The organism is Thiothrix fructosivorans, from assembly GCF_017349355.1.
In the GTDB taxonomy this organism is placed as follows: Bacteria; Pseudomonadota; Gammaproteobacteria; order Thiotrichales; family Thiotrichaceae; genus Thiothrix; species Thiothrix fructosivorans.
The window spans coordinates 152,132-176,674 of record NZ_JAFMPM010000006.1; the positions used below are offsets into that span (position 1 = coordinate 152,132).

Annotated in this window: 27 protein-coding genes; 13 read left to right on the forward strand and 14 right to left on the reverse strand. The window is 51.0% G+C overall.

Annotation, left to right across the window (positions count from 1 at the left end; all coding sequences use genetic code 11):
* Positions 1–10 precede the first annotated feature (10 nt).
* From J1836_RS03920 to J1836_RS03940, 5 genes are all read left to right on the forward strand, one after another.
* The gene (locus J1836_RS03920) at positions 11–1,291 is read left to right on the forward strand and encodes a CoB--CoM heterodisulfide reductase iron-sulfur subunit A family protein (RefSeq protein WP_207249785.1); all 1,281 of its coding nucleotides are present in this window, start codon (positions 11–13) and stop codon (positions 1,289–1,291) included.
* Position 1,292: 1 nt separating this feature from the next.
* A complete protein-coding gene (locus J1836_RS03925) occupies positions 1,293–3,509 on the forward strand; it encodes a hydrogenase iron-sulfur subunit (RefSeq protein WP_207249786.1) in 2,217 nt (738 codons plus the stop codon).
* Between the two features lie 13 nt (positions 3,510–3,522).
* Positions 3,523–4,158 (forward strand): 4Fe-4S dicluster domain-containing protein, encoded by a 636-nt coding sequence (locus J1836_RS03930; RefSeq protein ID WP_207249787.1) that lies wholly within the window; start codon positions 3,523–3,525, stop codon positions 4,156–4,158.
* A gap of 16 nt (positions 4,159–4,174) precedes the next feature.
* Positions 4,175–5,074: a CoB--CoM heterodisulfide reductase iron-sulfur subunit B family protein gene (locus J1836_RS03935; RefSeq protein ID WP_207249788.1), complete on the forward strand. Its 900-nt coding sequence runs from the start codon at positions 4,175–4,177 to the stop codon at positions 5,072–5,074.
* A 79-nt stretch (positions 5,075–5,153) separates the two neighbouring features.
* Positions 5,154–5,630 carry an FKBP-type peptidyl-prolyl cis-trans isomerase gene (locus J1836_RS03940; protein ID WP_242632720.1) on the forward strand — a complete coding sequence of 159 codons (477 nt, stop codon included), beginning with the start codon at positions 5,154–5,156 and terminating at the stop codon, positions 5,628–5,630.
* On the opposite strand, the gene J1836_RS03945 is transcribed toward J1836_RS03940, so the two are convergent.
* The 11 genes from J1836_RS03945 to J1836_RS03995 form a co-directional block, all read right to left on the reverse strand.
* Complete coding sequence (locus J1836_RS03945) at positions 5,627–6,118, reverse strand: metallophosphoesterase family protein (protein ID WP_207249789.1); 492 nt, start codon at positions 6,116–6,118, stop codon at positions 5,627–5,629. The two genes, J1836_RS03940 and J1836_RS03945, sit on opposite strands and share 4 nt — an antisense overlap.
* Positions 6,119–6,221: 103 nt before the next feature.
* On the reverse strand, positions 6,222–6,593 hold the full coding sequence (gene rbp / locus J1836_RS03950; protein ID WP_207249790.1) for an RNA-binding regulator: 372 nt from the start codon (positions 6,591–6,593) through the stop codon (positions 6,222–6,224).
* A 153-nt stretch (positions 6,594–6,746) separates the two neighbouring features.
* The gene (locus J1836_RS03955; RefSeq protein WP_207249791.1) at positions 6,747–7,691 is read right to left on the reverse strand and encodes a YkgJ family cysteine cluster protein; all 945 of its coding nucleotides are present in this window, start codon (positions 7,689–7,691) and stop codon (positions 6,747–6,749) included.
* A 99-nt stretch (positions 7,692–7,790) separates the two neighbouring features.
* Entirely contained in the window at positions 7,791–9,050 is a 1,260-nt protein-coding gene (locus tag J1836_RS03960) for a 6-phosphofructokinase (protein ID WP_207249792.1), read from the reverse strand.
* A 53-nt stretch (positions 9,051–9,103) separates the two neighbouring features.
* Positions 9,104–9,460 (reverse strand): hypothetical protein, encoded by a 357-nt coding sequence (locus J1836_RS03965; protein WP_207249793.1) that lies wholly within the window; start codon positions 9,458–9,460, stop codon positions 9,104–9,106.
* A gap of 18 nt (positions 9,461–9,478) precedes the next feature.
* On the reverse strand, positions 9,479–9,991 hold the full coding sequence (locus J1836_RS03970; RefSeq protein ID WP_207249794.1) for an FKBP-type peptidyl-prolyl cis-trans isomerase: 513 nt from the start codon (positions 9,989–9,991) through the stop codon (positions 9,479–9,481).
* Between the two features lie 63 nt (positions 9,992–10,054).
* A complete protein-coding gene (gene adk, locus J1836_RS03975; RefSeq protein ID WP_207249795.1) occupies positions 10,055–10,708 on the reverse strand; it encodes an adenylate kinase in 654 nt (217 codons plus the stop codon).
* A 114-nt stretch (positions 10,709–10,822) separates the two neighbouring features.
* Positions 10,823–12,850, reverse strand: coding sequence for an adenylyl-sulfate reductase subunit alpha (gene aprA / locus J1836_RS03980; RefSeq protein ID WP_207249796.1), 2,028 nt, complete (start codon positions 12,848–12,850; stop codon positions 10,823–10,825).
* Positions 12,851–12,904: 54 nt separating this feature from the next.
* Positions 12,905–13,375, reverse strand: coding sequence for an adenylyl-sulfate reductase subunit beta (aprB, locus tag J1836_RS03985; RefSeq protein ID WP_202715578.1), 471 nt, complete (start codon positions 13,373–13,375; stop codon positions 12,905–12,907).
* Positions 13,376–13,533: 158 nt separating this feature from the next.
* Positions 13,534–14,727, reverse strand: a complete 1,194-nt coding sequence (gene sat, locus J1836_RS03990) for a sulfate adenylyltransferase (RefSeq protein ID WP_207249797.1) — start codon at positions 14,725–14,727, stop codon at positions 13,534–13,536.
* Between the two features lie 305 nt (positions 14,728–15,032).
* Positions 15,033–15,992 carry an MBL fold metallo-hydrolase gene (locus J1836_RS03995; RefSeq protein WP_207249798.1) on the reverse strand — a complete coding sequence of 320 codons (960 nt, stop codon included), beginning with the start codon at positions 15,990–15,992 and terminating at the stop codon, positions 15,033–15,035.
* Positions 15,993–16,127: 135 nt separating this feature from the next.
* Between J1836_RS03995 and J1836_RS04000 the strand changes: the two genes are divergently transcribed.
* From J1836_RS04000 to J1836_RS04020, 5 genes are read left to right on the forward strand one after another with little or no spacing between them, the layout of a single operon-like run.
* Complete coding sequence (locus J1836_RS04000) at positions 16,128–16,709, forward strand: thioredoxin family protein (RefSeq protein WP_207249799.1); 582 nt, start codon at positions 16,128–16,130, stop codon at positions 16,707–16,709.
* A gap of 16 nt (positions 16,710–16,725) precedes the next feature.
* The gene (gene trhP / locus J1836_RS04005; protein WP_207249800.1) at positions 16,726–18,081 is read left to right on the forward strand and encodes a prephenate-dependent tRNA uridine(34) hydroxylase TrhP; all 1,356 of its coding nucleotides are present in this window, start codon (positions 16,726–16,728) and stop codon (positions 18,079–18,081) included.
* The gene (locus J1836_RS04010; protein WP_207249801.1) at positions 18,081–18,308 is read left to right on the forward strand and encodes a hypothetical protein; all 228 of its coding nucleotides are present in this window, start codon (positions 18,081–18,083) and stop codon (positions 18,306–18,308) included. Before trhP ends, J1836_RS04010 begins: the two co-directional genes overlap by 1 nt.
* A gap of 16 nt (positions 18,309–18,324) precedes the next feature.
* Positions 18,325–19,788: an AAA family ATPase gene (locus J1836_RS04015; RefSeq protein WP_207249802.1), complete on the forward strand. Its 1,464-nt coding sequence runs from the start codon at positions 18,325–18,327 to the stop codon at positions 19,786–19,788.
* A complete protein-coding gene (locus tag J1836_RS04020; protein ID WP_207249803.1) occupies positions 19,785–19,982 on the forward strand; it encodes a hypothetical protein in 198 nt (65 codons plus the stop codon). Before J1836_RS04015 ends, J1836_RS04020 begins: the two co-directional genes overlap by 4 nt.
* A gap of 9 nt (positions 19,983–19,991) precedes the next feature.
* Here the strand turns inward: J1836_RS04020 and J1836_RS04025 are convergent, their stop codons facing one another.
* Positions 19,992–20,315 (reverse strand): DUF3301 domain-containing protein, encoded by a 324-nt coding sequence (locus J1836_RS04025; protein ID WP_207249804.1) that lies wholly within the window; start codon positions 20,313–20,315, stop codon positions 19,992–19,994.
* Positions 20,316–20,388: 73 nt separating this feature from the next.
* Here J1836_RS04025 and proC point away from each other — a divergent pair, with 73 nt between their 5' ends.
* From proC to J1836_RS04040, 3 genes are read left to right on the forward strand one after another with little or no spacing between them, the layout of a single operon-like run.
* Positions 20,389–21,231, forward strand: coding sequence for a pyrroline-5-carboxylate reductase (gene proC / locus J1836_RS04030; protein ID WP_207249805.1), 843 nt, complete (start codon positions 20,389–20,391; stop codon positions 21,229–21,231).
* A gap of 33 nt (positions 21,232–21,264) precedes the next feature.
* Entirely contained in the window at positions 21,265–21,813 is a 549-nt protein-coding gene (locus J1836_RS04035; protein ID WP_207249806.1) for a YggT family protein, read from the forward strand.
* A gap of 10 nt (positions 21,814–21,823) precedes the next feature.
* Positions 21,824–22,114 carry a DUF167 family protein gene (locus J1836_RS04040; RefSeq protein ID WP_207249807.1) on the forward strand — a complete coding sequence of 97 codons (291 nt, stop codon included), beginning with the start codon at positions 21,824–21,826 and terminating at the stop codon, positions 22,112–22,114.
* 49 nt (positions 22,115–22,163) lie between these two features.
* Here the strand turns inward: J1836_RS04040 and rbp (J1836_RS04045) are convergent, their stop codons facing one another.
* Together rbp (J1836_RS04045) and gshA are read right to left on the reverse strand one after the other, a co-directional pair.
* Positions 22,164–22,607 (reverse strand): RNA-binding regulator, encoded by a 444-nt coding sequence (rbp, locus tag J1836_RS04045; RefSeq protein WP_207249808.1) that lies wholly within the window; start codon positions 22,605–22,607, stop codon positions 22,164–22,166.
* 245 nt (positions 22,608–22,852) lie between these two features.
* The gene (gene gshA / locus J1836_RS04050) at positions 22,853–24,451 is read right to left on the reverse strand and encodes a glutamate--cysteine ligase (RefSeq protein ID WP_207249809.1); all 1,599 of its coding nucleotides are present in this window, start codon (positions 24,449–24,451) and stop codon (positions 22,853–22,855) included.
* Between the last annotated feature and the right edge of the window lie 92 nt (positions 24,452–24,543).

Sequence of the window (24,543 nt, forward strand, 5' to 3'; positions counted from 1 at the left end):
AGGAGCCTCAATGACGGCTGTCGTTGCAACCAATCAGACCATTATCGTCGTCGGCGGCGGTATCAGCGGCATGACCGCTGCACTCGAAGCTGCCGAAACGGGTAAACAGGTTATCCTGCTGGAACAGCGCCCTTACTTGGGCGGACGTGTTTCCCAGCTTTACAAATACTTCCCTAAAATGTGTCACCCGACCTGCGGTCAAGAAATCAATCAGCGCCGCATTAAGATGAACCATAACCTCACGGTGCTCACGCAAGCGGAAGTCTCCAATATCAGCGGTGACAAAGGCGATTACACGGTTTCCGTGACCCTGACCCCGCGTTACGTCAATAACAACTGTACTGCGTGCGGCGACTGCGCCAAAGCCGCAACCACTGAGTTTGACGACGAATTCAACTACAACCTCGGCAAGCGCAAAAGCGTGTACCTGCCGAACGCGATGGCGTTCCCGCAGCACTACGTGATCGACTCGCGCATTATCGGCACAGCCGAAGCGGACGCGGCGAAAGCAGCCTGCAAATACGGCGCAATCGACCTCGACCAGCAAACGGAAACCCTCGACCTGAAAGCAGGCGCGGTAATCTTTGCGACGGGCTGGAAACCTTACGACGCGAACAAGATTCAGGCTTACGGCTACGACCGTTTTGCTAACGTCATTACCAACGTCGAATTTGAACGCTTGATGGATCCACACGGCCCCACCAACGGCAAATTGCTGCGCCCATCTGATGGCAAAGAAGCGAAAAACATCGCCTTCATTCAGTGCGCGGGTTCGCGGGATAAAAACCATCTGGCGCATTGCTCACGCATTTGCTGCATGGCTTCCCTCAAGCAAACCAACTACGTGCAAGAAAAGTTTGGTGACGACGGCAAATCCACGATTTACTACATCGACATGCGGGCGATTGACCGGTTTGACGATTTCTACCAAAACGTGCAAGCCAACCCGAACGTCAGCTTCATTAAGTCCAAAGTGGCGAAAATCGACGAAGACAAAACAACCGGCAACCCTGTCCTGCACGGCGTGAATACCGAAGGCTACCACCGTTACGCCAACCAACACGATCTGGTGGTATTGGCAACGGGTATGGAACCGAGTGTGGATTTCAAAGGTTTCCCGATCAAGATTCTGGTCAACGATGAAGGCTTCATCGAACATGACGACAGCAACGGCGGCATTTTTGCGGCTGGGGTTGCCTCCGACGCGCTGGACGTAAACCGCGCAGTTCAACACGCCACGGCTGCGGCCTTGCGTGCGGTGCAAGTCGTCAATCAGGTAGCAGGAGCATAAGATGAAAATTGGTGGTTATCTGTGTACGGGTTGCGGTATTGGCGACCGTCTTGACACTAAATCCCTCGAATCAGTAGCCGTGCGCGAAGGTCGGATTGGCTTCTGCAAGACCCACGACTTCCTGTGCAGTCAGGCAGGCGTGGACATGATCAAAGCCGACATGGCAGCGGAAGGCGACGACAAAGTAACCAAAGCGGTCATTATGGCGTGTTCGCGCCGTGCCAAAACCGAAAGTTTCAACTTCGGTGCTGTGCCAACCGCTCGCGTCAACTTGCGTGAAGGTGTCATCTGGATTCGTCCCGAAGGCAGCGAACACGACGAAACCACGCAGGAAATGGCAGCCGACTACATCCGCATGGGTTGCGCCGAAGTCAAAGCGATGCAACAAGCCGATGCCAGTGGTGAGCAAGGCAAAAACAACCACATTATGGTGGTCGGCGGCGGCATTACTGGCATGACAGCGGCACTCGAAGCCTCCAAAGCCGGTTACTACGCCAGCATTATCGAAAAGTCCGACCGTTTGGGCGGCGTGATGGGGCAACTCAAACAACGCCAGCCGGAACATTCCCCGTTCCAAAACCCGCAAGATACCGGCGTTGCTGCCCTGATCGCAGCGGTGGAAGCGGATGACAAAATCACCGTTTACCTGAATTCTACCATTGCCAAAACAGCGGGTGCACCGGGTCGTTTCGAGGTGGATATTGCCTCTACCGTAGGCGCAGGCACGCACGCTGAGTTTGGCGCAATTGTGCAAGCCACTGGCTTCACCCCTTATGATGCGAATAACCTGCCGGAATTCAGCTACGGCAAATCGCCGAACGTGGTGACTCAACTGGAACTGGAAGCACTGGCTCGCGCCGCAGGCGATGGCCCGATCAAACGTGCTGACGGCAAAGTGGTCGAAAACGTGGTATTCGTGCAATGCGCGGGTCAACGCAGTACCAAGGAAGGGCATTTGTCCTACTGTTCGGGTCATTGCTGCGCTACCAGCATCAAACAAGCGATGTATTTCAAAGACAGCAACCCTGACATTGAAACCACCGTATTGTTTGACGACATCCGTACACCGGGTGCGGGCGGCGAAAACTTCTACCGCAGTGCGCAAGACAAGTTTGTGACTTTCCGTAAGGGCAAAGTTTCCACGGTTGACGTTAAAGGCAATGAGCTGCAAGTCAATTTCAAAGACTTGATCCTTGACGAAGATGCGCAGATGGGTGCTGATCTGGTGGTATTGGCGACGGGCATGTTACCCAACTCCGGTACTGACATCGACACCATGAAGGACAAGGACGAAAGCGGCGAAGTGAAAGTCTCCGTCCAATCCATCCTTAACCTGAACTACCGCCAAGGCCCGGATATGCCGCAATTGGTGAATGGTTTCACCGATTCGCATTTCATCTGCTTCCCGTATGAAACCCGCCGCACGGGTATCTACAGCGCAGGCCCAGTACGCCGCCCAATGGATGCCGCGCAAGCGCAAACTGACGCAATGGGCGCGGTGATGAAAGCGATTCAGGCGATTGAAAACTCCGCGATTGGTCGCGCTGCGCACCCACGTTCCGGTGACTTGAGCTTCCCGTCATTCCGTAAAGAAGGCTGCACCCAGTGCAAACGCTGCACGGTGGAATGCCCGTTCGGCGCGATTGACGAAGACGAAAAAGGCTACCCGAAATACAACGAAGCGCGTTGCCGCCGTTGCGGGACGTGCATGGGTGCTTGCCCGGTACAGGTTATTTCCTTCAAGAACTACTCCATCGAAACCGTCGGGGCGCAATTGAAAGCCGTCGATGTGCCGGATGAGTTCCAGGAAAAGCCGCGTATTCTGGTACTGGCGTGTGAAAACGATGCGTACCCCGCACTCGACATGGCAGCGATGAAACGTAACGAATCCAGCGCGTTTATCCGCGTGATTCCGGTACGTTGCCTCGGCTCTACCAACACCATCTGGATCAAGGATGCCTTGGGTAGCGGTTACGACGGCGTGGTCATGATGGGCTGCAAAAAAGGCGCAGATTATCAGTGCCATTTTGTCAAAGGCTCAGAAATGGCGCATGTTAGGATGGCAAAAATTGGCGACACCCTGTCTACCATGAACCTCGAATCCGATCGCGTCGCGGTGCATGAAGTCGCCATTACCGACATCGACCGCGCACCCAAACTGCTGGATGAGATGGTTGAAGTGATTAACCGTGTCGGCCTCAGCCCGTTCAAGTTCTAAGGAGGATGCTGGAATGACTACTGCTGTCAATCAAGCGATGGTTGAAAAATACAAAGGCAACTTCCTCAAAGAAGTGACGGATAACGTCGAGGAAGGCAACTGGGTCAAAATGTGTATGCAATGTGGCGTCTGTTCCGGTTCGTGCCCGCTGGGGCCGCACTGGGATCACCCGCCGCAAGAGCTGTTCATGATGATCCGCGCCAACAAGCGTGACGAAGTGCTGTCGTCCACCTCGATGTGGATGTGTACGTCGTGCTACAACTGCGTGGCGCGTTGCCCGCGTGGTCTGCCGATTACGCACATCATGCACGGCTTGGCGCACTACGGTAAGCGCATGGGCATGAAACCCAAGAACCAGCCGACGGAAAAATTCGGGCAAATGTTCTGGGATAACCTGATCAAAAAAGGTCGTGTCAACGAGCTGAAACTGGGTCTGGGCTTGTACTTCAAAGACGGTTTCGCGGAAGGCGTAAAAGTGTCGATGAGCAAGCAAAAACTGGGTTTGAACATGATGAAAGCCAAGCGTATGTCACCGATGGAAATGCTCGGTGGGCATGGCGTTAGCGATCTTTCTGGCTTCCACGCCATGCTGAAAAAAGCCGAAGAGCTGGAAGCAGCACGTGTCGGCACCAACACTGACGCGAAATGAGGAGGATGAGGTAACAATGGCAAAGCATGAATATTCTTACTACCCCGGCTGTTCTTCCCAGAAGGGAGCATCGTCTTCCAACTTGGAAAAGTCGGTCGTAACCCTGTGCGAAGAGCTGGACATCAAGCTGAATCCAATCCCGGATTGGAACTGCTGCGGCGCATCCATCGGTTATGCTGGCGGTGGCGAACTGCCGCGCATGACGCTTTCCGCGCGTAACTTGGCCTTGTCCGAAAAGCATCACCCGGATCAGGACGTGGTAGCCACTTGCGCTGCTTGCTGGCTCAACACCCGCGAAGTGCAAGAACGTTTGAACCACAACCCTACTCTGAAAGCCGAAACCAATATTGCCCTGCAATCGGTGAAGCTGGAATACAAGGGCAACAAAAAAGTCCGCCACATGGTGGAAGTCCTGATCGAAGACATCGGTTACGACGTGCTGGGTTCTAAGGTTAAAAAGCCGCTGGAAGGTCTGAAAATCGCTGGTTACGTCGGTTGCCAAACCAACCGCCCATTCGGGATTGCCGGTGAATCCTTCGAGAACCCGATGTATCTGGACAAGATGGTCGAAACCCTCGGCGCGGAAGCCCTCACCAAGTACGACAAAAAAGTCGCTTGCTGTAGCGGTGCGCTAATGTTCTCTGAACCCGAAAAAGGTCAGGCATTGGTGAAAGACATCATCGAATCCGCTTACGACAGCGGCGCGAACATGATCGTTACCCCTTGCCCATTGTGCCAAGCCAACGTGGAAATCTACCAAGATGACATCAATGCGCGTTACAAAACCAATTTCGATATGCCGGTCATGTACTACAGCCAGTTGATGGACGTAGCGTTTGGGCGTTCCGCGCTGGATGCGGCGTTGAATGGCAACATTATCCAGTCCAAGAAATTGCGTGAGATTGCTGACAAATAAGCGTTCAATAACCGTTTATCGCACGTTTAGGAGAAAAGGGGCATAATGCCCCTTTTTTCTTGCCAAGGAATTGATAAACATGAAAACAACCACATTATTGGCGCTGGCAGTGGCACTCTCCAGCAGCGTTTTTATGGCAGCGTGTTCGGACAAAACTGCCACGACGAGTACCACTGGCACTTCTTCCCCACAAGCAACGGATATTAAAATGGTCGATTTAGTTAAAACGGATGTAAAAGTAGGCGACGGTACGGAAGCCACCGCTGGCAAGATGGTGTCTGTGCATTACACGGGCTGGTTGTATGATGAAAAAGCCGCCGACAAGCACGGAACGAAGTTTGATAGTTCGCGTGATCGCGGACAGCCTTTCCAATTCCCACTCGGCGGCGGCCAAGTCATCAAAGGCTGGGATCAAGGCGTGGTTGGCATGAAAATCGGCGGGCAACGCACCTTAGTCATTCCTGCTGAAATGGGCTACGGGGCGCGGGGCGCGGGCGGCGTAATTCCACCGAACGCCACACTGGTGTTTGATGTTGAGCTGCTCGGCGTCAACTAATCCGCAAAGCGGATTTCCCGCACATCCCACACCTGATCGTTCGCGGTCAGCACCAAACAGGATGGCCCGCCATGATTGCGGGTCAGCCCTGCTGCACCGGGGTTCACCACCCACGGCAGCGCACTTTTATCCTGCACCATCTTATGTGTATGCCCGTACACGATCATCCGCGCATCGGGGTGTTGCGCACGTAATGAATCGTGGCAAGGGGTGTGATGCCCATGCTCATGCCCGTGCTCAATGCAAATTTTACCGCCCGGCAACTCCAGCTCACTGCTGGTGGGCAGTGGGAAATCGACCATGCAACGCGGCTCATTATTACCCGCCACCGCAATCACCATTGCGCTTTTAGGCTGCATCGCCGCGAGTACATTTTCCCCGCAAATATCACCCGCATGAATGGCGTAATCGCACTCACGAATGATGTCGATAATGCGTGGATCAAGATGCCCATGCGTATCGGAAATAATTGCCACAGAAACCGTCATTGTTCTATACCCTAAAAGTTTTATTCAAATTGAATGGTCACAACGGCAAAAACCCAGCACAAGGCTGGGTTTTTGGATTCGGTATTGAGCCGGTGAGGGCTGCTTACCAGCGACCACCGCTGCTGCCACCACTGCGTGATGAACCGCCGCCGAAGCCGCCGCCACCACCGCTGCGTGAACCACCGCCAGCGCCGCCGCCGAAGCCACCGCCACGGTTATCGCGTGGTGCTTGTGGCTTAGCTTCGTTAACTTTAACGCTACGACCGTCGATGTCAGTACCGTTCAAGCCATCAATCGCTTTCTGTGCGTCGCTACCACTGGACATTTCAACGAAGGCAAAGCCTTTGTTTTGCCCTGTGTCGCGGTCAGTGATAACGCTGACTGATGTCACGTCACCGTACTGGCTGAATTTATCTTGCAGAGTTTGCTGGGTAATAGAATAAGGCAAATTGCCAACGTAAAGCTTAGTAGCCATGTGTAACCTCCTAAAGGTTTCAGTAAACCGCTCAAGAGGATGTAGGCAGAATACCCGCAGACTCGATAGAAACGATGTGATAAAGTGCACAGTATACAGGGTTTCTGGCGAGTAGCTAGCTCGCCAGTGCTTTAAAGCCTGTAAAATCCGTTTTTAAGGCTGGCAACCATCCGAACCGCACAAATCGTTACCTTTTTGGTCACTGCTGTCCAGTGCTACCCGCCGATCTTCTTCGGCTTTTTTCAGGTGTAACTCAACTGCCGCATTGTGACGCAATTCGATAATATCCTTACGCTCTTCCCAACGTTTTTCGAGCACATTCTCGTGCGTTGGAATGGTTTGCTCATCAAACAACACCTGACGTAACAAGCGGAACGCAAATTTTTGCAAGATAACATCATCTTGGAAAGCCGCACGGTCAGCATCACTCACGATGTACACTTTGGCAAACGCGGGGCTTTCTACAAAGCGGCGGAAACGGTCAATGTCGAAACTTGCCATAAAATACAACTGGAAGCTGAGCGGATCAGGCTTACCGATCGCAGGGCCTGCTGATTTCTTTTTCAGCATCAACTGCATCCATTCGCGGTTGATTTCGTCGTATTCCGGCACGCCTTGTTGCTGGCGGTAATCGCGCACGGTGATCACCTGTTCGCTGTTCCAGCCTTGGCAATGTGCTTCCTTGTTACGGAAATAGTATTGCACATCATCAGATGAACCTTGCGCACGGTGCGATAGCAGCCCCAAGCCATAATAACGGCAAGCGGCAGGGCGATCTTCATACACGCTGCAACCTTCCTCACGCACGAACAAGCAGGTTTTGTTGTCGTCGGTACGCAATTTGATGCCGGGAGTGCCGTGACCATCCGTCTCAAACGGCACGGTATGCTTGTCGAGGAATTCGCTTGAAGTCATGCCCAAGCGTTTTTTCAGGCGCAGGATGTCATACGGTGCGAGGGTTACATCCGCAGCCTTACAGCAAATATTGAAACAGGAAACACCAGGGTGGCAGTTAAACTGGATAGTGGTGTCATCCGTCAGCAGTTCAGGAATGAGGGAGCTTTGGAATTCCTCAGGAATGTCGAGTTTTTCAGCCATGATCTTTAGTTACCGGGGTATGTACTGTATGAAACGATCAGTATAAAAAGAACGCCCCTGTTGTGCAAACAGGGGCGTTACTTGTGGGGAAGTTAAGGTTTACAGCTCGAACGCTGGCAGCTTTTTATCCAACAATTCGTGCTTCAACGTCACGTATTTCGGCATACCGTTCTCGTATGGCGGATAGTCTTCGCCTTCGATCAACGGTTGCAGGTATTCGCGGCAAGCGTCGGTAATGCCGTAGCCGTCTTCAGAAATGTATTCCATCGGCATCATTTTTTCGACGTTGGCAATGTCTTTCAACTCGCCTGAACCAATGTGCCAAGTGTATGGATTATTGGAGTCACGGATAACCGCTGGCATGACAGAGTTTTTGCCTTCCAACGCCAACTCAACCGCAGCCTTGCCCAATGCGTAAGCTTGCTCAACGTCAGACTTGGACGCCAGATGACGCGCCGCACGTTGCAGGTAGTCTGCCACCGCCCAGTGGAATTTGTAACCCAGCGCATCTTTGATCATATTAGCAACAACCGGAGCAGCACCGCCCAATTGCGCATGACCGAACGAGTCACGAGTGCCCTGCTCTGCCAAGAACGTACCGTCTGGGTAATGGCAACCTTCGGACACCACGATGCTGCAATAGCCGTACTGTTTTACTTTCGCATCGACTGTCGCGAGGAATTTTTCTTGGTTGAATTCAACTTCAGGGAACAGGATAACGACTGGAATATCGTTGTTTGCGTCCGTAGCCAAACCACCTGCTGCTGCAATCCAGCCCGCGTGACGACCCATGACTTCCAGCACGAAAATCTTGGTGGAGGTGGCACACATGGAAGCCACGTCGTAGCTCGCTTCACGCGTAGACACCGCGATGTACTTAGCAACCGAACCAAAACCAGGGCAGTTGTCAGTAACAGGTAAATCGTTATCCACAGTTTTGGGGACGTGAATGGCTTGAATCGGGAAGCCCATTGAATCCGCTAACTGGGAAACTTTCAAGCAAGTATCTGCCGAGTCACCGCCACCGTTGTAGAAGAAGTAGCCGATGTTATGCGCCTTGAATACTTCAATCAGGCGGTCATATTCGCGCTTGTTCTTTTCCAGACTCTTCATTTTGTAGCGGCAAGAACCGAATGCACCCGATGGGGTGTGACGCAATGCCGCAACATCCGCATCAGAAACCTTGCTGGTATCAATCAGGTTTTCCAGCAATGCGCCGATAATGCCGTTTTGACCCGCGTAGACAGTACCGATCTTGTCGCTGTGTTGGCGGGCGGTTTCAATCACGCCGCAGGCTGAAGCGTTGATGACGGCGGTAACACCACCGGATTGTGCGTAAAAAGCATTCTTAACGGTCATAACACAAACTCCTCTATGCAATCTCTCAAACTAACGTGTGGGTATCTCTAATTTCATGACGCTTTGGGAAAATTCTGTTGGCGCTCGCTCTCGTGGTCGGCCTGCAAACGCAGCAGGAAGAGCACGCAGTCGCCTAAGTCGGTGTATTCCTCAATGCCGGTGTTGAATTGTTCTTTGGCAGAGTAGAAAAATTGGGAGCGGTAGCGGTTATCGCCAGTCTTGGCAACGAGGAAGGTACAGCCTTCATGTTCCCAATACAGCGCGGGACAAGGGGTAACTTCCCGATCGCCTTTGGAAAGTCGTAATTCGACTTCCACTTCTTCCGCCACCACGCCGCCGTTGCGCCAGCGCTCATTAATGCTTTGCTGGATAATGGATTTTTCGAGGTCGGTCAAATCAGGAATAGCCATCAAATGCTGCCTCTATCATCAGTGAATGGTGGGGTTACTAAATTCAGTGGGTGCGCCGGATTCAATACCGTGCAATAACTCATCCTTGCTGGCATCACGGATCGCGATAACTTTGACGTGGAAGGTCATGGTTTGCCCAGCAAACGGGTGATTACCATCCAAGGTCACGGACTCCTCGGTGACACTGGTCACTCGGAAGGTTTTGATCTCGCCATTTTCGGCTTGAAATTGTGCTTCCGCACCGATTTTGCGGTAAGGTGGTGGCACATGCTCAATGTCTTGCACCAGAATCAGGTCAGCATCGGCTTCACCCCATGCGCCATCAACGGCTGGAACATCAACGGACACTTCATCACCCACGCGACAACCCACCAAGGCTTTTTCCACCACGTCATACAAGCGGTTATGGCGCATGAATACCATGCTTAAGGGTAAATCCACTTGCTCCATAATCTCACCATGACGGTCAGCAATGCGGTAAGTGAACTGGACTACCTTGCCAGCAGCCACTTTTTCGGGAGATGCAGTCATTGTTGCTCCTAAAATCTTGCTCCCTTCACCCCTTGCGGGGGAAGGGCTGGGGATGGGGGTCTTTTAACCCAATGCCGCGAAAATATTGTCGCGAATCGAGTCAACCGAACCCACGCCTTCGATACGGATATAACGCGGTGCTTTGGCTTCGCCAGAGGTCGCCCACGCGGAATAGTAGCCGATCAGCGGCGCAGTTTGCGCGTGATACACTTCCAAACGCTTCAATACGGTGTCTTCCGCATCGTCAGCGCGTTGGATCAAATCTTCGCCGGTTTCATCATCTTTGCCTTCAACTTTTGGTGGGTTGAATACGACATGGTAAGTACGGCCTGATGCAACGTGAACGCGGCGACCGCTCATGCGACGCACGATTTCAGCATCCTCAACCGCGATTTCAACGACCGCATCAATATCAACACCTTGGGTTTTCAGGGATTCAGCTTGCGCCAAAGTACGTGGGAAACCGTCGAATAAGAAACCATTGGCACAATCGGCTTCAGCCGTGCGCTCCTTGACCAGACCGAGGATGATTTCGTCAGAAACCAGACCGCCTGCGTCCATCACTTTTTTGGCAGCGATGCCCATTTCAGTGCCTGCTTTAACCGCAGCACGTAGCATGTCGCCAGTGGAAATTTGAGGGATATTGTATTTTTCTTTGATGAAATTGGCTTGTGTGCCTTTGCCCGCGCCGGGGCCGCCTAACAGGATAACTTTCATGTGGTGAACTCCTCCAGAATTACTACCGTAGATAAAAATCAGGGCATCATGAGATGCCCTGATTTGGCCTAAACCCGATAGTAAGGTTTAGAGCTGTAGTCAAGCAACCCCTTCTTAGTGGGCAGCAGGTTTAAACAGCTTAGACTTATCAACCAAGTCCTTGTGAGCGCGTTTGAACACAGTCCAAGTTTTGGTTTCTTTGTCGTAAACAGAGTTTACGAAGCAGTGCCAGTTTTCTTCGTCTACCAGGTTGTAGTCCATACGGTAGTAGAAACCAGGGTAACGGCTTTCCTTACGGAATTGGATGTGCTTCATGTGCGCTTCCGCCGTCAGGATACGGTGATAGTTTTCCCATGCGCGGAGCAATTCGTGCAGGTCTTTTGCACGCATTTTCATCGCATCTTCTTTCAACATACCCAGCTTTTCTTCCGCTACTGCCAACATGTGACCGTTGGTAGTGTAGTAAGTCGCAACACCTGCAACATACTCGTCCATGATTTTCTGGAGACGGAACTGCAACATACGTGGAGTGATGTAGTGTGGGTTTACATCAATCGCAGTGGTGTAGTCTTTGTGTTCCAGGAAAGTACGAACTGGACGGTAGATTTCTTCAACCAGTGCTTCAACAGAAGTATCCAGTGTAGGAACCCAGTCTTTGTTGTCCATGACGAACTTAACCATAGACTGTGCACACATACGGCCTTCAGTGTGTGAACCAGAAGAGAACTTGTGACCAGAAGCACCAACACCATCACCCGCTGTGAACAGACCACGGACAGTAGTCATGGAGCGATAGCCCCAGTTCCAGCCTTGTGGCAGGTGAGCAGGGATCAGAGCTGCGTCTGGATGTTCTTCAGTAGTCGGTGCACCAACGTCATCTGGACCAGAAGCCCAGATACCGCAGCAGCCTGAGTGTGAACCCAGCAGGTACGGTTCGGTAGGCATCAGTTCGGAGTTTTTCTTTTCTGGTTCGATGTTTTCACCAACCCAGATACCGCACTGACCGATACACATGTCAAGGAAGTCTTCCCACGCTTCTGCTTCCAAGTGCTTTACTTCACGAGGAGACAGTGTTTCACGCAGTTTTGCCAAAGCGGTAACGGTATCCATATAGATTGGACCGCGACCTTCTTTCATTTCCTTGAGCATCAAGTGGTTACGCAAGCAAGATGCTGGAACCGCTGCTTGACCATACGGAGGATAGTCGTTCAGCAATTCTTTGTTCTTGGTCATGTAGACTTCGCCATAGGCGTTAGTCGCTTGAGCTTTGAACAGCAGGAACCATGCGCCAACCGGACCGTAGCCGTCTTTGAAACGTGCTGGAACGAAACGGTTTTCCATCATGGTCAGTTCTGCACCGGCTTCAGCAGCCATGGTGTAGGTGGAACCTGCGTTCCAAACTGGATACCATGCACGGCCTTGGCCTTCACCAACGGAACGTGGACGGAAGATGTTTACGCAACCACCAGCTACCAGCAGGCAAGCCTTGAATTTGTAAACGTATACTTTGTCTTCACGAGTAGAGAAGCCAACAGCACCCGCAACGCGGTTTTTGTCGTTAGCATCATTGACCAGCTTAACGATGAAAACACGTTCCTGAATGTTGTCAGAACCCAGTGCTTTCTTAGCCGCTTCAGCAACGATCCATTTGTAGGATTCGCCGTTGATCATGATCTGCCATTTACCGGAACGGACTGGATCGCCGCCGTCTTTCAACAGCTTGCCGCCTTCTTTCGGCCAAGTAGCACCGTCAAAACGTTCGCCGTTAACGGTTTTCCAGATTGGGAGACCCCATTCTTCAAACAAATGCACGGAATCGTCAACGTTACGGCCTAAGTCGTAAGCCAAGTCGTCACGGGTGATACCCATCAGGTCGTTAGAGACCATGCGAGCGTAGTCCGCTGGGTCTTGGTTTGGACCGATGTAAGTGTTGATTGCAGACAAACCTTGTGCAACTGCGCCGGAACGATCCATTGCTGCTTTGTCAACCAACTTAACGGTGATGTCAACGCCAGCTTCTTTCGCTGCGCCGATCCACGGCATGATTTCATACGCCGCGCCACACGCAGCCATACCGCCACCGATGATCAGGATGTCCACTTCTTCTTGGACAACTTCTGGATTACCAAATGTACCTGCCATTTGTGTTTCCTCAATGCTTAAATGTTAATAACGAAGCGTGTCTTGTGTTACAAATCACTTGCAGATCAGTTCAGCCGGGTTGCCAGCGCGGTAGCCGCCCATGACATCACGAGTCAACAGTGCTTTACCCAGATTAGCCAGATCCGCTTTAGGCTTGCCGCCGTAGCAGTCGATAGAGCCTTCTGGGGTAGTACGGATTGGGAATTTGAAACGCTTCATTACGCCGTTACGGAATTTGATAGACCACATAATGGAGTCTTGACCGCGCAAAGGCTGTACAGAACCACCGAGTGGTACCACGTCAGCATAGTGACGTGCTTCGATTGCGTTGGAAGGGCAGATTTTAACGCAGGAATAGCATTCCCAGCATTGATCCGGCTCTTGGTTATACGCTTTCATCGCGTGACCTGTGGCAGAACCATCAACGTCCAGCTTCATCAGGTTGTGTGGGCAGATGTACATGCAAGCGGTGCGGTCGCCGCCCTTGCAGCCATCACATTTGTCAGTACGTACAAACGTAGGCATTGTGTAACTCCTTCAAATTAATTGTATTGCTACATACGGTCACAGAACTCAACCAGTGAAGCCTGTGCCCTTTCCTCAAAGCTCAGACTGCACCAGAGATACTTTTCCAGGCGGCTTATTGTGCCGAATGCCCAGAGATTTTCATTTCGACTTTAATCTTAGCCGTTTTCACTTTGATAATAATCGATCAGGATCTGAGCCACTTCAGGACGAGAAAACTCCTTTGGTGGTGCAATGCCCTGACCAAGCATTTCACGAACTTTGGTACCAGAAAGAAGTACAAAATCTTCCTTCTTATGATCCGGTGCCTCGCACATCATCACAACCTTATCCAGCTTCTTGGAGTAAGCCGTGTGGTCTGCGCGGAAGATTTCGATTTTAAGCGCATCCTTAGGCACTTCATTATCGAAAATTTCCTGAGCATCAAATGCACCGTAATGATCGCCAACACCCGCATGGTCACGACCAATAATGAAATGCGTCGCCCCCATGTTTTGGCGGAATACGGCATGTAATACCGCTTCTTTTGGTCCTGCGTACAACATGTCGAAACCGTAACCCGTTACCATCGCGCTGTTCGGCGGGAAATACAGCTCAACCATCTTGCGGATGGCGGCATCACGTACCGGAGCGGGGATGTCACCCTTCTTCAGCTTGCCCAGTAACATGTGGATGACCAAGCCATCACAGCCGAGACGATCCATAGCCATGTGGCACAGTTCTTCGTGCGCCAGGTGCATCGGATTACGGGTCTGGAAGGCAACAACCTTCTTCCAGCCGCGCTCGGTAATTTCGTTGCGAATTTCAACAGCAGTACGGAAAGTATCTGGAAATTCGCCTTGGAAGTAGGAGAAGTTCAGGACTTTGATCGGCCCTGACAGGCAAAACTTGCCTTGGGAATTGAACGTATCCGCACCGATATGCGCTTCACCTTCAGCAGGACGATAAATCTGCTGGGTCATGGTAGCCATGTCTTCAGCGCTGAATTCTTCAACAGCTTCGACATCCATGACCGCAAGTACCGGATGCCCTTCGACGTTGGGGTCTCTCAAGGCAATGCGATCACCCGCTTTGAGACTGCCAGCATCTTCAACCAGGTTCAGCACTGGCGTTGGCCAAAACAAGCCAGAGGTGGTGTGCATAGTTGCAGCGACTGACAGCGCATCTGCCTTGTTCATGTAGCCAGTCAGCGGGTTGAAGTAGCCACCGCCGAGCATCACAGCATTCGCTGCTGTCGCCGAGCTGACGACGATTGAAGCAAGACCTTCTGCTTCTTTCTGCAGCGCTTCGTTTTCAGCACTGTCATATACGAATAATGGATTCAGTTCCTCAGAACCATGAGGCTTGATCATGCCAATCTCCCGTAAGTGTGGTACTCGCCAAATCTTGTGTAGATTTTCAAGTGACCAACACCAACTCTATATGCCATAGAAAAATTTCATTAGCCACTTGCTTGAAATTTTGAACCACGCACACTTTATACACTTTTAGTGCACAAACCAAAGAGTTTGTTTCTTCTGTATCATAAGCAAATTGTATTAAAAGCACCCATAAATGCTTATATTTAAAGTATATTATAATATTTTTATATACAAATACTGAAAATTACAATTAGTTGATTTTATTACTAGGTTATTCGTAATTACCTGAATATCCTTCAAGTTTTGACTTTGGCAAGACGGTGCAACCACACATCTAAGCCTTGCGCATTCAAGGTGGCATCTACCTCCAACAATTGACGCATATCCCCTTCGGGAAGGTTAACCCCACGTCTGCCTATCTCTTCAAGCCAGAGGCAAAACACCTGTTCTTTTAGGGTTTCAACGCGCCCTTTTGGTGCATTGAGCTGTTCTAACGCCAAAGCACTTAACGCATCAATGCTTGCACGCAATTTAGGCAATAAACCTTGCACATCCGTCACCCGCCCATAGTGGGTGAGCAACATCGCACTCGGTTGCAAAGCTGCCAATTTATCCAGACTCTGGTGCCATTCTTGCGGGGAAAAAGCCACGGGCGTGGTTGGCGCAAACATCCAAGCTCCCTGCGCTGTCACAAACTCACGGTAGGCAATGCCGAAGGTATCACCCGTGAAGCAAGCGCGACTCTGCGCATCGAAAATGCAGCCATGATGATTCGCGTGTCCCGGCGTATCGTAAAACGTTAGGGTGCGTCCGTTCAAATCAATCACGTAACCATCGCTAGCAGCCACCACCCGTTCAGCGGAGATGGCGACCAATTTACCGTAATCCTTCGCAAAGCCTGCCTCACCGTACACAGCCGTAGCACCCGCCTGCAAACGTGAAGGATCAATCATGTGTGGTGCGCCTTTGGGATGCACGATCAGCGTGGCATTCGAGCAACGCGCCATCAACTCACCTGCCCCGCCCGCGTGATCCAAATGCACATGGGTCGGCATCACATAACGCACATTGTCAGCACTCAAGCCCAAATCCGCCAATACTTCCATCAGCAATGGCACAGTGTGGTAAGTGCCAGTATCCACGAATGCCACCGCATCGCCTTCGCGCACCAAATAACACGCCGCCAATTGCGGGCGGTATAAATCCGTGTCGATGCAATAAATGCCATTGCCTAAATCTTCGTAACGTGCCGCCATTGCTGATTCCTCCACCCATAACTATTGCAGTGCAGCACAGTATAAACAGAAAACGCGGGAATTTGTCACCCACCCCCACAATTTGCGTATAATCAACGCCTCTTACCCATCACAGTCAGACTTAAGGAGGCGGCTATGGCACGCACCCCATCCACCATGCTGGAACTTAGCACTCAAGCCCCCGATTTCACCCTACTAGAACCCGCCACTGGGCATGTCGTTTCACGGCAAGATTTTGCTGGCAAACCCTTATTGGTCGCCTTCATTTGCAACCATTGCCCGTATGTCATCCTCATCCGCGAAGTTTTTGCGCAACTCGCCAAGGATTATCAGGAGCGCGGGGTTGCCATCGTCGCCATTAATGCCAACGATGTCGCCAACTATCCCGACGATAGCCCAGAAAAAATGATCGAGGAAGTGCAAACACACGGTTATACCTTTCCTTACTTATACGACGAAACCCAAGCCGCCGCCAAAGCCTACCAAGCCGCTTGCACCCCCGATTTATTCTTGTTTGACCACGAGCACAAGCTGTTTTATCGCGGGCAATTCGACGATGCTCGCCCACGCAGCGACATACCCGTGACCGGCAATGATTTACGCCATGCGCTGGATCGCCTGCTCGACAATATGTACCCACCGGATGAACAAAAGGCTTCACTGGGTTGCAATATCAAATGGAAAGCTGGCAATGAGCCAGATTATTACGGAAATTGAGGAAGTTTAAATACCCATGAAACGCCCTGAACTGCTTGCCCCTGCGGGTACACTCAAATCCATGCGCCACGCCTTCGCTTATGGTGCGGATGCCGTCTACGCTGGACAGCCACGCTACTCGCTGCGGGTGCGCAATAACGAGTTTAAAAATGACAACCTCGCGTTCGGTATTGCCGAAGCGCATTCCCTCGGCAAGCAGTTTTTCGTCGCAGCCAACATTTCCCCGCACAATAGCAAGATCAAAACCTTCATGGATGACCTTGCCCCGGTAATTGCGATGAATCCCGATGCGCTGATCATGGCAGACCCCGGTTTGATTATGTTGGTACGCGAAAAGTGGCCAGATATGCCCGTACACCTGTCCGTGCAAGCCAATACCGTCAACTACGCCACGGTGAAATTCTGGCAAAGTCTGGGCTTGACCCGCGTAATTTTGTCGCGCGAATTATCGCTGGATGAAATTGCTGAAATCCGCCAAGAATGCCCGGATATGGAGCTGGAAGTGTTCGTCCACGGGGCGTTGTGCATTGCGTATTCAGGGCGCTGCTTGCTCTCCGGCTACTTCAACCACCGCGACCCGAATCAGGGCACATGCACCAATGCGTGTCGCTGGGAATACAAAACCACCGAAGCCATCGAAGCGGCGGAAGGCAAATTCGTCCCCAAAGAAGCGGTGCTGTCGATGGATGCGTTCAACCAAACCCAAAGCATGGGCAGTTGCGGCAACCAAGAACGCCATCCGCTGGCTGACAAGGTGTACTTCCTCGAAGAAACCAACCGCCCCGGCGAATTGATGCCTGTCATGGAAGATGAACACGGCACGTACATTATGAATTCCAAGGATTTACGCGCCATCGAACACGTCCAAAAACTCACCGAAATCGGCGTGGATTGCTTGAAAATCGAGGGGCGTACCAAATCGCATTATTACGTGGCGCGTACTGCACAGACGTATAAACAGGCGATAGATGACGCAATGGCGGGGCGTAGCTTCGATCCCAAATTGCTGGGCGTTTTGGAAAATCTCGCGAATCGTGGTTACACCGATGGCTTTTACGAGCGTCATCATACCCACGATTACCAAAACTACATGCAAGGCGCATCCATGGGACACCAGCAGCAATTCGTTGCCGAAGCCATGCACGTTGACCGCGAAAACGGCTGGATTGAGCTGGATGTGAAAAACCGTTTCAGCGTGGGTGATCGGCTGGAGCTGGTATTACCAGAAGGCAATCGTGAACTGGTATTGGAACGTATGGAAAACATGGACGGTATTCCTGTCACGACTGCACCGGGTAGCGGTCACAAAATGCGTATTCCGCTACCAGAAGGCGTTGATAGCGATATGATTTTGGTCAGCCGGTTCTTGTAATGCTGCATGTTCTAATCATCGCCTTAACCATCGCCACATGGATGGTGACAAATAACCTGCTGTATACCGCTATCGTGTTGGGGGTTGGCTGGATAGCTGCGTCACTACTTAGTCGGGTGTTGACGTGGGTGTTTTACGCGCTGCTAATTGGTTTGGTGGGGCTGTATGTGTATGCCCACCAGACCGACCAATCGTTTATGCTATTGTTGTGGAAAGTGATTTTCTAAAACGGGAAGTTGGATCATGCTGAAACAGATTCTACTCAAAAACTTCAAAAGCTATCGGGATCAAGCCCTACCGCTTGCACCGTTGACACTGATGATAGGCGCGAATGCGTCGGGCAAAAGCAACGCAATTGAAGCCTTCCGTTTCCTGAGCTGGCTTGCTGGCGGGCAAAAACTGTCGGTCATCCAGCAGCAGGTTGATGATTCTGACCAGTTATTTCGGGGTTCTAGTAAGGATCTAGGCTACCTTGGAGCACAGCAGTTCTCATTAGGCTGCACATTAGACTCCACAATAGTAAATAGTGATGCCCTGTTTTCAAGAATTGAAGAAGCAACCTCTCTGAGTTTTAAAATTTTTACGGCTTTAGGACTAAGAAAAAATCAACCAGACGATGAAGAAAAATTTAGAAAAAAAGAAAAACTATCAACACGATTTCCACCTGAAAAGCTTATGTGGGAATCATTTAATATAACATTAGAAACTCGTGATACTGAGTTGCATATTATACAGGAAGAAATTACTGCTCCTTCAAGTACTAAGGGAAAATTTCCATTATACAAAATAATAAGACCATCTGAAGATTCGGACACGGATGTCCAAGTTGCATATAACAACTTCAGAGCCGGAGGGAACAAACCTCAGTTAACCTGTACAGATCAGATCGCCCTGATGTGTCAATTGGAGAGTCCTGCCACATTTGCATATGAACATGAAAAATCGAGGAAGGAAATTCCTGCTACTGTTAAATACTTTCAAATTTTTTTAGAACATACATTAATTCTTGACCCTGTTCCATCACAAATGAGAGGTGATAGTTTACCAGAAAAGAAATTGAGGACTAATTGCTCTAATATTTCTGGAGTACTTTACCAACTTTGGCAACATAAAGAAAATCAGGCCGTAATTCTTAATTTTATCCAAAGTCTACCAGAGCAAGATATAAAGAGCCTGAATTTTGTTAGTGGTAGACCCGGACGGTTTTTTCTAGAGTTAGTCGAAAGCTTTGGTGGTAAGAATAAATCATGGTCAGTGGAATTACTGTCTGATGGTACATTGAGGGTTTTAGCGATTGCTACCGCTGTATTATCTGCCCCTGAAGGCTCTACCGTGGTTATTGAAGAGGTAGACAATGGCGTCCATCCTTCACGTGCCAGTCATTTGCTGACTACGATGCAACTTCATGCCAAACGGCGCAACATTCGGCTATTGCTAACCACGCATAATCCTGCTTTGATGGATGCCTTGCCAGATGATGCTTTAGGTGATGTCGTGTTTTGCTACCGTGACCCACAAGAAGGTGACAGTCGTTTGGTGCGGCTGAGTGATTTACCGGATTACGTGGAATTAGTAGTGCGCGGTTCGTTAGGTGATTTAGTGACAAATGGTATCGTGGATCGCTTTGTGAAATGCCCAACAACACCTGAAGCCCAAAAGCAGAAAGCGTTGGACTGGTTAGCACGATTGCAGAGTGAGACAGCATGAGTAGCATTTGTGTGATTGATACCAGTGTTTTTACCAATTTGCTCAAAGTGCCGGGGCGAAACCAAAACGAAGCTGAAGTGCTTCGAGCGTACCAAGAATACGCCGAATTAGGTTGCAAATTTATACTGCCCATTGCGACGATAGTTGAAACTGGCAATCACATTGCGCAAAACGGTCATCGCCCAGCAAAATAATCACGGTGTTCAATACTGCTCAATCGTCGTCCCCTCGTCGCGATCCACCTGCACCTGTTCTAACACGCGACCGCGCAGAATCACCCGTCCCAGCCGCCGTTCCACACCGTTGCTGCTGTATTCAAAGCTGTAAATGCGTCGCCACACCAAATGCCCGTAACTATTGCGAGTAGGCTTCATGCTTTCCAGCGCAACGGTTTGATCCAGAAATTGCACATCAATCTCGCGGCAAGCACGTATCGCCACCGTGACTGCACGCTCTTTGGCATTCATGGAGTCCACCCAGAACCAGATTCCCAGCCCTAATAACCCCAGCCATACTAGATTTTCCATTCTTGTCCTTGAAAATAGTAGAATGCACCCATTATTACGGAATTCCGCTAACTGACACAAAGAAAGAGCGCACATGGACACACCTCAACTCGCACAAAAGCCTACCACCATTACCTTCATCGGCGCAGGCAATATGGCACGCAGCCTAATCGTCGGCCTGTTGCAAGACCAAGCCAACGTCGTGTTGCGCGTCGCCGACCCTGATCAGCAACAACTTGATGCCATCCGCAAACACTGGCCGGATGTACTCGCCACCACCGATAACCTCGAAGCCATCCAAGGCGCGGATGTGGTGGTACTCGCCGTCAAGCCGCAAATCATGCGTGAAGTGACCGAAACACTCGCTGAAGCCGCGCAACGCAGCCGCCCGCTCTTCGTTTCCATCGCCGCTGGTATCCGTGAGGAAGCGCTGAATCGCTGGCTCGGCGGCAATCAAGCCATCGTGCGCTGTATGCCGAATACTCCAGCACTGGTACAAGCGGGCGCAACAGGCTTATACGCCAACACGCAAGTATCCGACTCACAACGCAGTGCTGCCGAAAGCATCCTCCGCGCCGTCGGCATTACTCTGTGGTTTGCAGATGAAGCCAAGCTGGATGCCGTCACCGCGATTTCTGGCAGCGGTCCCGCCTATTTCTTTCTAGTGATGGAAGCCATGCAAGCGGCTGCCGAACAACTCGGCATCGAAGCCGCCGACGCACACTTGCTGATCATGCAAACCGCCCTCGGTGCGGCTAAATTAGCAATGGAAAGTGGCGAATTACCCGCCGACTTGCGCCAAAAAGTCACCTCCAAAGGCGGCACGACCGAAGCAGCCCTCAAGGTGCTGACCAGCGGTGGCTTACACACCCTATTCGCACAAGCCTTACAAGCCGCTGAAAGTCGCTCGAAAGAACTCGCTGCCGCCAATAGTTAATCATTACCACTCATCCATTGGGGATCGTTTTACATGGAAGCATTACAGAATGTCGGCATTTTTTTGGTCGAAACATTATTTTCGCTCTACATCGGCGCGGTACTGATCCGCTTCTTGCTGGCAGTATCACGGGCAAACTTTTACAACCCGTTATCGCAATTTCTGGTCAAAATCACCAATCCGGTGCTCGTACCCTTGCGGCGCATTATTCCGCCGATTGGTAAGTTGGATACTGCTGCTATCGTGTTGGCGTTGGGCTTAAAGATTATCCAAACGTTTCTATTGGTCGCCTTGCAAAATAGCGAAGCCAGTTTACCCGCCGTATTCGTCTACGCCATCGTCGACTTAATGCGTACTGTGATCAATATCTACATTTTTGCACTGATTATCCAAGCGGTCTTGAGCTGGGTTGGCAACAGTTACGGCAACCCAATGGCGGATATACTTAACAGCCTAACTGAACCCTTGTTACGCCCTATTCGCCAGTTTGTCCCCACGATTGGCATGGTGGATATGTCGTCTATGGTAGTGCTATTGTTGCTGTATATTCTGCTGATTGTGTTGCAATCGGTCGGTCTGTAGCGATTAACGCATGACCACGTTTTACCGTTGGGAAAAGGATGTGTTGCACCTGTTTGTGCGGGTGCAGCCTAAAGCGAGTCGGGATGAATTTGCAGAAGTGCAAGAAGATCGTATTCGGGTCAGAATTACTGCGCCACCAGTGGATGGCAAAGCGAATACACACCTTGTGAAATTTGTCGCAAAAACCTGTGGCGTTGCTAAATCAAAGGTGCACATTATCAATGGCGAGACGGGCAGGAATAAACATCTGTCTATTGAAAGCCCTGTTTGCTTACCGGAAGGTATTGTAAAGGCAGGCTGAAGGAGATTCTTTCAGCCTGCCCAGCGAAACAGTTATCGCTTAAGGGGTATTAACGGTAGCCACCGCCGCCACCGAAACCGCCACGATCGCCACCGCGACCACCGCCGTCACGGCTACCACCGCCGAAACCACCACGGCTACCGCCGCCGTCACGGCTGCCGCCGCCACCGAAACCACCACGGCTACCGCCGCCATCGCGGCTGCCACCACCGAAACCACCACGGCTACCGCCGCCATCGCGTGGACGATCTTCGCGTGGTTTTGCTTCGTTAACTTTGATGTTACGGCCTTGAACAGCTTGCTCGTTCAGACCTTGAATAGCTGCATTGCCTTCAGCACCGTCTGGCATGTCAACAAAACCGAAGCCCTTGGATTGCCCCGTCATTTTGTCTTTGATCATGCTGACGCTGGTTACTTCGCCATAAGCGGAGAACAGGTCACGCAAGTCGTTTTCGGTAATTTTATAGGGCAGGTTGCCAACGTAAATATTCACTGTTTGTCATCTCATAAAAAACGTGTGCTGCTTGGGAATTTACGTTATAGATAATCAGTCACACCAAATTACCTGATAACGATCGACCACTGTGGTTCGATAGGTTATGCGCTGTGAAACCTGCAAGTCAAAACGTGGAAGCACAAGGCAAAACGCACGAAACTAAACTTTCAAGTATCAGGCAAGTTGTCAGCAGTGTAACCCACTTTTTCGCTGCTGGTAACAAAAATCGGATGATTGTTAGTTTAATTTTTTTTGTCATCCAAAGTCCCTGAAAGATAAGCGTTTAGGAAGCTATCAAAATCCATTTTTTCGCTAGCTTCAATGGCTTGCTGACGGCTTAACGAGTCTACGGCTTGCTGCTGAAACACCGCCTCCAATGCCGGATCAAGCGGGCGTTGCAAGAAATAATCGCGGTGTTCTTCGGACTTGCGCCGCGCAAAGGCGAAGAAACTTTCCTGCTTCGCCTGCATCTCTGCCAGCATCCGCGCCGAGGGAGTCAGGTCAGGGTTGTAGGCAAGTTGAATCTGATTATCCAAGCAATCGGTGTAGCACTCTTCAGAATGCACCGCATTGAGCATTTCCGCGACGGGGCGCATCGCTTGCAACAATTCCCGCGCTTGCTCACGCAGCAATACACTTTTACCCAAGCAGCTCAAGCGCACCTCTGGGTCACGCCCCCGATGTGCAGTGAGCATCTGATTTTGATTGATCGCTGCAAACTCCTCGGCAGACACCAGCGGGCTATCCTGCAACAAACAAAAGTGCATAAACACCTCAAGGAAAAACAATTGCTGATGCGTCAAGCCAGCAGGGTGGAACGCATTCACATCAATCGAACGTAATTCCACGTAAGCAATACCGCGCTTTTCCAACGCATCACTGGGTTTCTCAAAGCCTTGTAACGGCTGTTTCGGGCGCACCGTGCTGTAATACTCGTTCTCGATTTGCAAGATATTGGCGTTTAACTGGCGATACTCACCGTCTACTTTCACCCCAATCTCCGCGTATTCGGCGCACGGTGTGGCAATCGCGTGGCGCAAGCTGCTCACGTAAGACTCCAGCGTGTTGTAACACACCTTCACGCCGGTTTTGTTTTCCTTGCTATTGGTGTAACCGATATTGCCCATGCGTAACGATGTGCCAAACGGCTCATACAGCGTGTAGGCGTTAAAAGCCTCCATGCCCTCCGGTGGCGTTCTGCCCCCAAGGAAGCTTTTGCAAATAGCAGGCGATGTCCCAAACAGGTAAATAATCAGCCAACCATAACGCTGCAAATTGCGCACCAACCCCATGTATTGCGCATCACGGAAGGTACGTAATTCACCTGTATCGCCCTGCACTTGCTGCCACGGCTGCCAAAACGTATCGTCAATGGAGTAATTGAAATGGATACCCGCAATCACCTGCATGGCTTTGCCATAACGCCATGCCAAGCCTTCGCGGTAAATGTGCTTCATGCGCCCCGCGTTAGAACTGCCGTATTCCGCAATGCGAATATCGTCTTCACCTGCTAACACGCAGGGCATACTGGTCGTCCACAGCAATTCCTGATCAAGCTGCTGATAGACGAAGGTTTCAACGTTCAGCAAAAAATCCAGTGATTGGGCAGCACGTTCTTGCGGCGGGGTAATCAATTCCAGCAAGGATTCGGCGTAATCGGTGGTAATCCACGGATGCGTGAGTGCAGCGCCTAACACTGGCGGATGCGCGGTTTGGGAGAGACGCCCTTCTGCGTTAACGCGGAGGCTTTCTTTTTCCAACCCCGTGCGAGCATTGCGTAAATAAGGGTGTAATTGGTGGGTGTCGATCTCACGCAGGCGTTGTTCCAACAAGTGGTACACAGGGTACTCCCGATTCAGGCTAAACGCGGATTACAGCACAGAACCGCTATAATGCAAATTTCCCGTGTCCAAAGGCGTGGCTATCCTATTAT

Coding starts and splice junctions, on each gene's coding strand:
- J1836_RS04015 (WP_207249802.1), top strand. CDS start 18,325: ATGCTGAAACAGATTCTACTCAAAAACTTCAAAAGCTATCGGGATCAA.
- J1836_RS04000 (WP_207249799.1), top strand. CDS start 16,128: ATGGCACGCACCCCATCCACCATGCTGGAACTTAGCACTCAAGCCCCC.
- trhP (WP_207249800.1), top strand. CDS start 16,726: ATGAAACGCCCTGAACTGCTTGCCCCTGCGGGTACACTCAAATCCATG.
- adk (WP_207249795.1), bottom strand. CDS start 10,708: ATGAAAGTTATCCTGTTAGGCGGCCCCGGCGCGGGCAAAGGCACACAA.
- aprB (WP_202715578.1), bottom strand. CDS start 13,375: ATGCCTACGTTTGTACGTACTGACAAATGTGATGGCTGCAAGGGCGGC.
- J1836_RS04035 (WP_207249806.1), top strand. CDS start 21,265: ATGGAAGCATTACAGAATGTCGGCATTTTTTTGGTCGAAACATTATTT.
- J1836_RS03970 (WP_207249794.1), bottom strand. CDS start 9,991: ATGACTGCATCTCCCGAAAAAGTGGCTGCTGGCAAGGTAGTCCAGTTC.
- J1836_RS03945 (WP_207249789.1), bottom strand. CDS start 6,118: ATGACGGTTTCTGTGGCAATTATTTCCGATACGCATGGGCATCTTGAT.
- J1836_RS04040 (WP_207249807.1), top strand. CDS start 21,824: ATGACCACGTTTTACCGTTGGGAAAAGGATGTGTTGCACCTGTTTGTG.
- J1836_RS03960 (WP_207249792.1), bottom strand. CDS start 9,050: ATGACCGTTAAGAATGCTTTTTACGCACAATCCGGTGGTGTTACCGCC.
- J1836_RS04010 (WP_207249801.1), top strand. CDS start 18,081: ATGCTGCATGTTCTAATCATCGCCTTAACCATCGCCACATGGATGGTG.
- J1836_RS03965 (WP_207249793.1), bottom strand. CDS start 9,460: ATGGCTATTCCTGATTTGACCGACCTCGAAAAATCCATTATCCAGCAA.
- J1836_RS03925 (WP_207249786.1), top strand. CDS start 1,293: ATGAAAATTGGTGGTTATCTGTGTACGGGTTGCGGTATTGGCGACCGT.
- J1836_RS03920 (WP_207249785.1), top strand. CDS start 11: ATGACGGCTGTCGTTGCAACCAATCAGACCATTATCGTCGTCGGCGGC.
- J1836_RS03955 (WP_207249791.1), bottom strand. CDS start 7,691: ATGGCTGAAAAACTCGACATTCCTGAGGAATTCCAAAGCTCCCTCATT.
- J1836_RS03935 (WP_207249788.1), top strand. CDS start 4,175: ATGGCAAAGCATGAATATTCTTACTACCCCGGCTGTTCTTCCCAGAAG.
- rbp (WP_207249790.1), bottom strand. CDS start 6,593: ATGGCTACTAAGCTTTACGTTGGCAATTTGCCTTATTCTATTACCCAG.
- aprA (WP_207249796.1), bottom strand. CDS start 12,850: ATGGCAGGTACATTTGGTAATCCAGAAGTTGTCCAAGAAGAAGTGGAC.
- J1836_RS03995 (WP_207249798.1), bottom strand. CDS start 15,992: ATGGCGGCACGTTACGAAGATTTAGGCAATGGCATTTATTGCATCGAC.
- J1836_RS03940 (WP_242632720.1), top strand. CDS start 5,154: ATGAAAACAACCACATTATTGGCGCTGGCAGTGGCACTCTCCAGCAGC.
- J1836_RS03930 (WP_207249787.1), top strand. CDS start 3,523: ATGACTACTGCTGTCAATCAAGCGATGGTTGAAAAATACAAAGGCAAC.
- proC (WP_207249805.1), top strand. CDS start 20,389: ATGGACACACCTCAACTCGCACAAAAGCCTACCACCATTACCTTCATC.
- J1836_RS04025 (WP_207249804.1), bottom strand. CDS start 20,315: ATGGAAAATCTAGTATGGCTGGGGTTATTAGGGCTGGGAATCTGGTTC.
- sat (WP_207249797.1), bottom strand. CDS start 14,727: ATGATCAAGCCTCATGGTTCTGAGGAACTGAATCCATTATTCGTATAT.
- J1836_RS04020 (WP_207249803.1), top strand. CDS start 19,785: ATGAGTAGCATTTGTGTGATTGATACCAGTGTTTTTACCAATTTGCTC.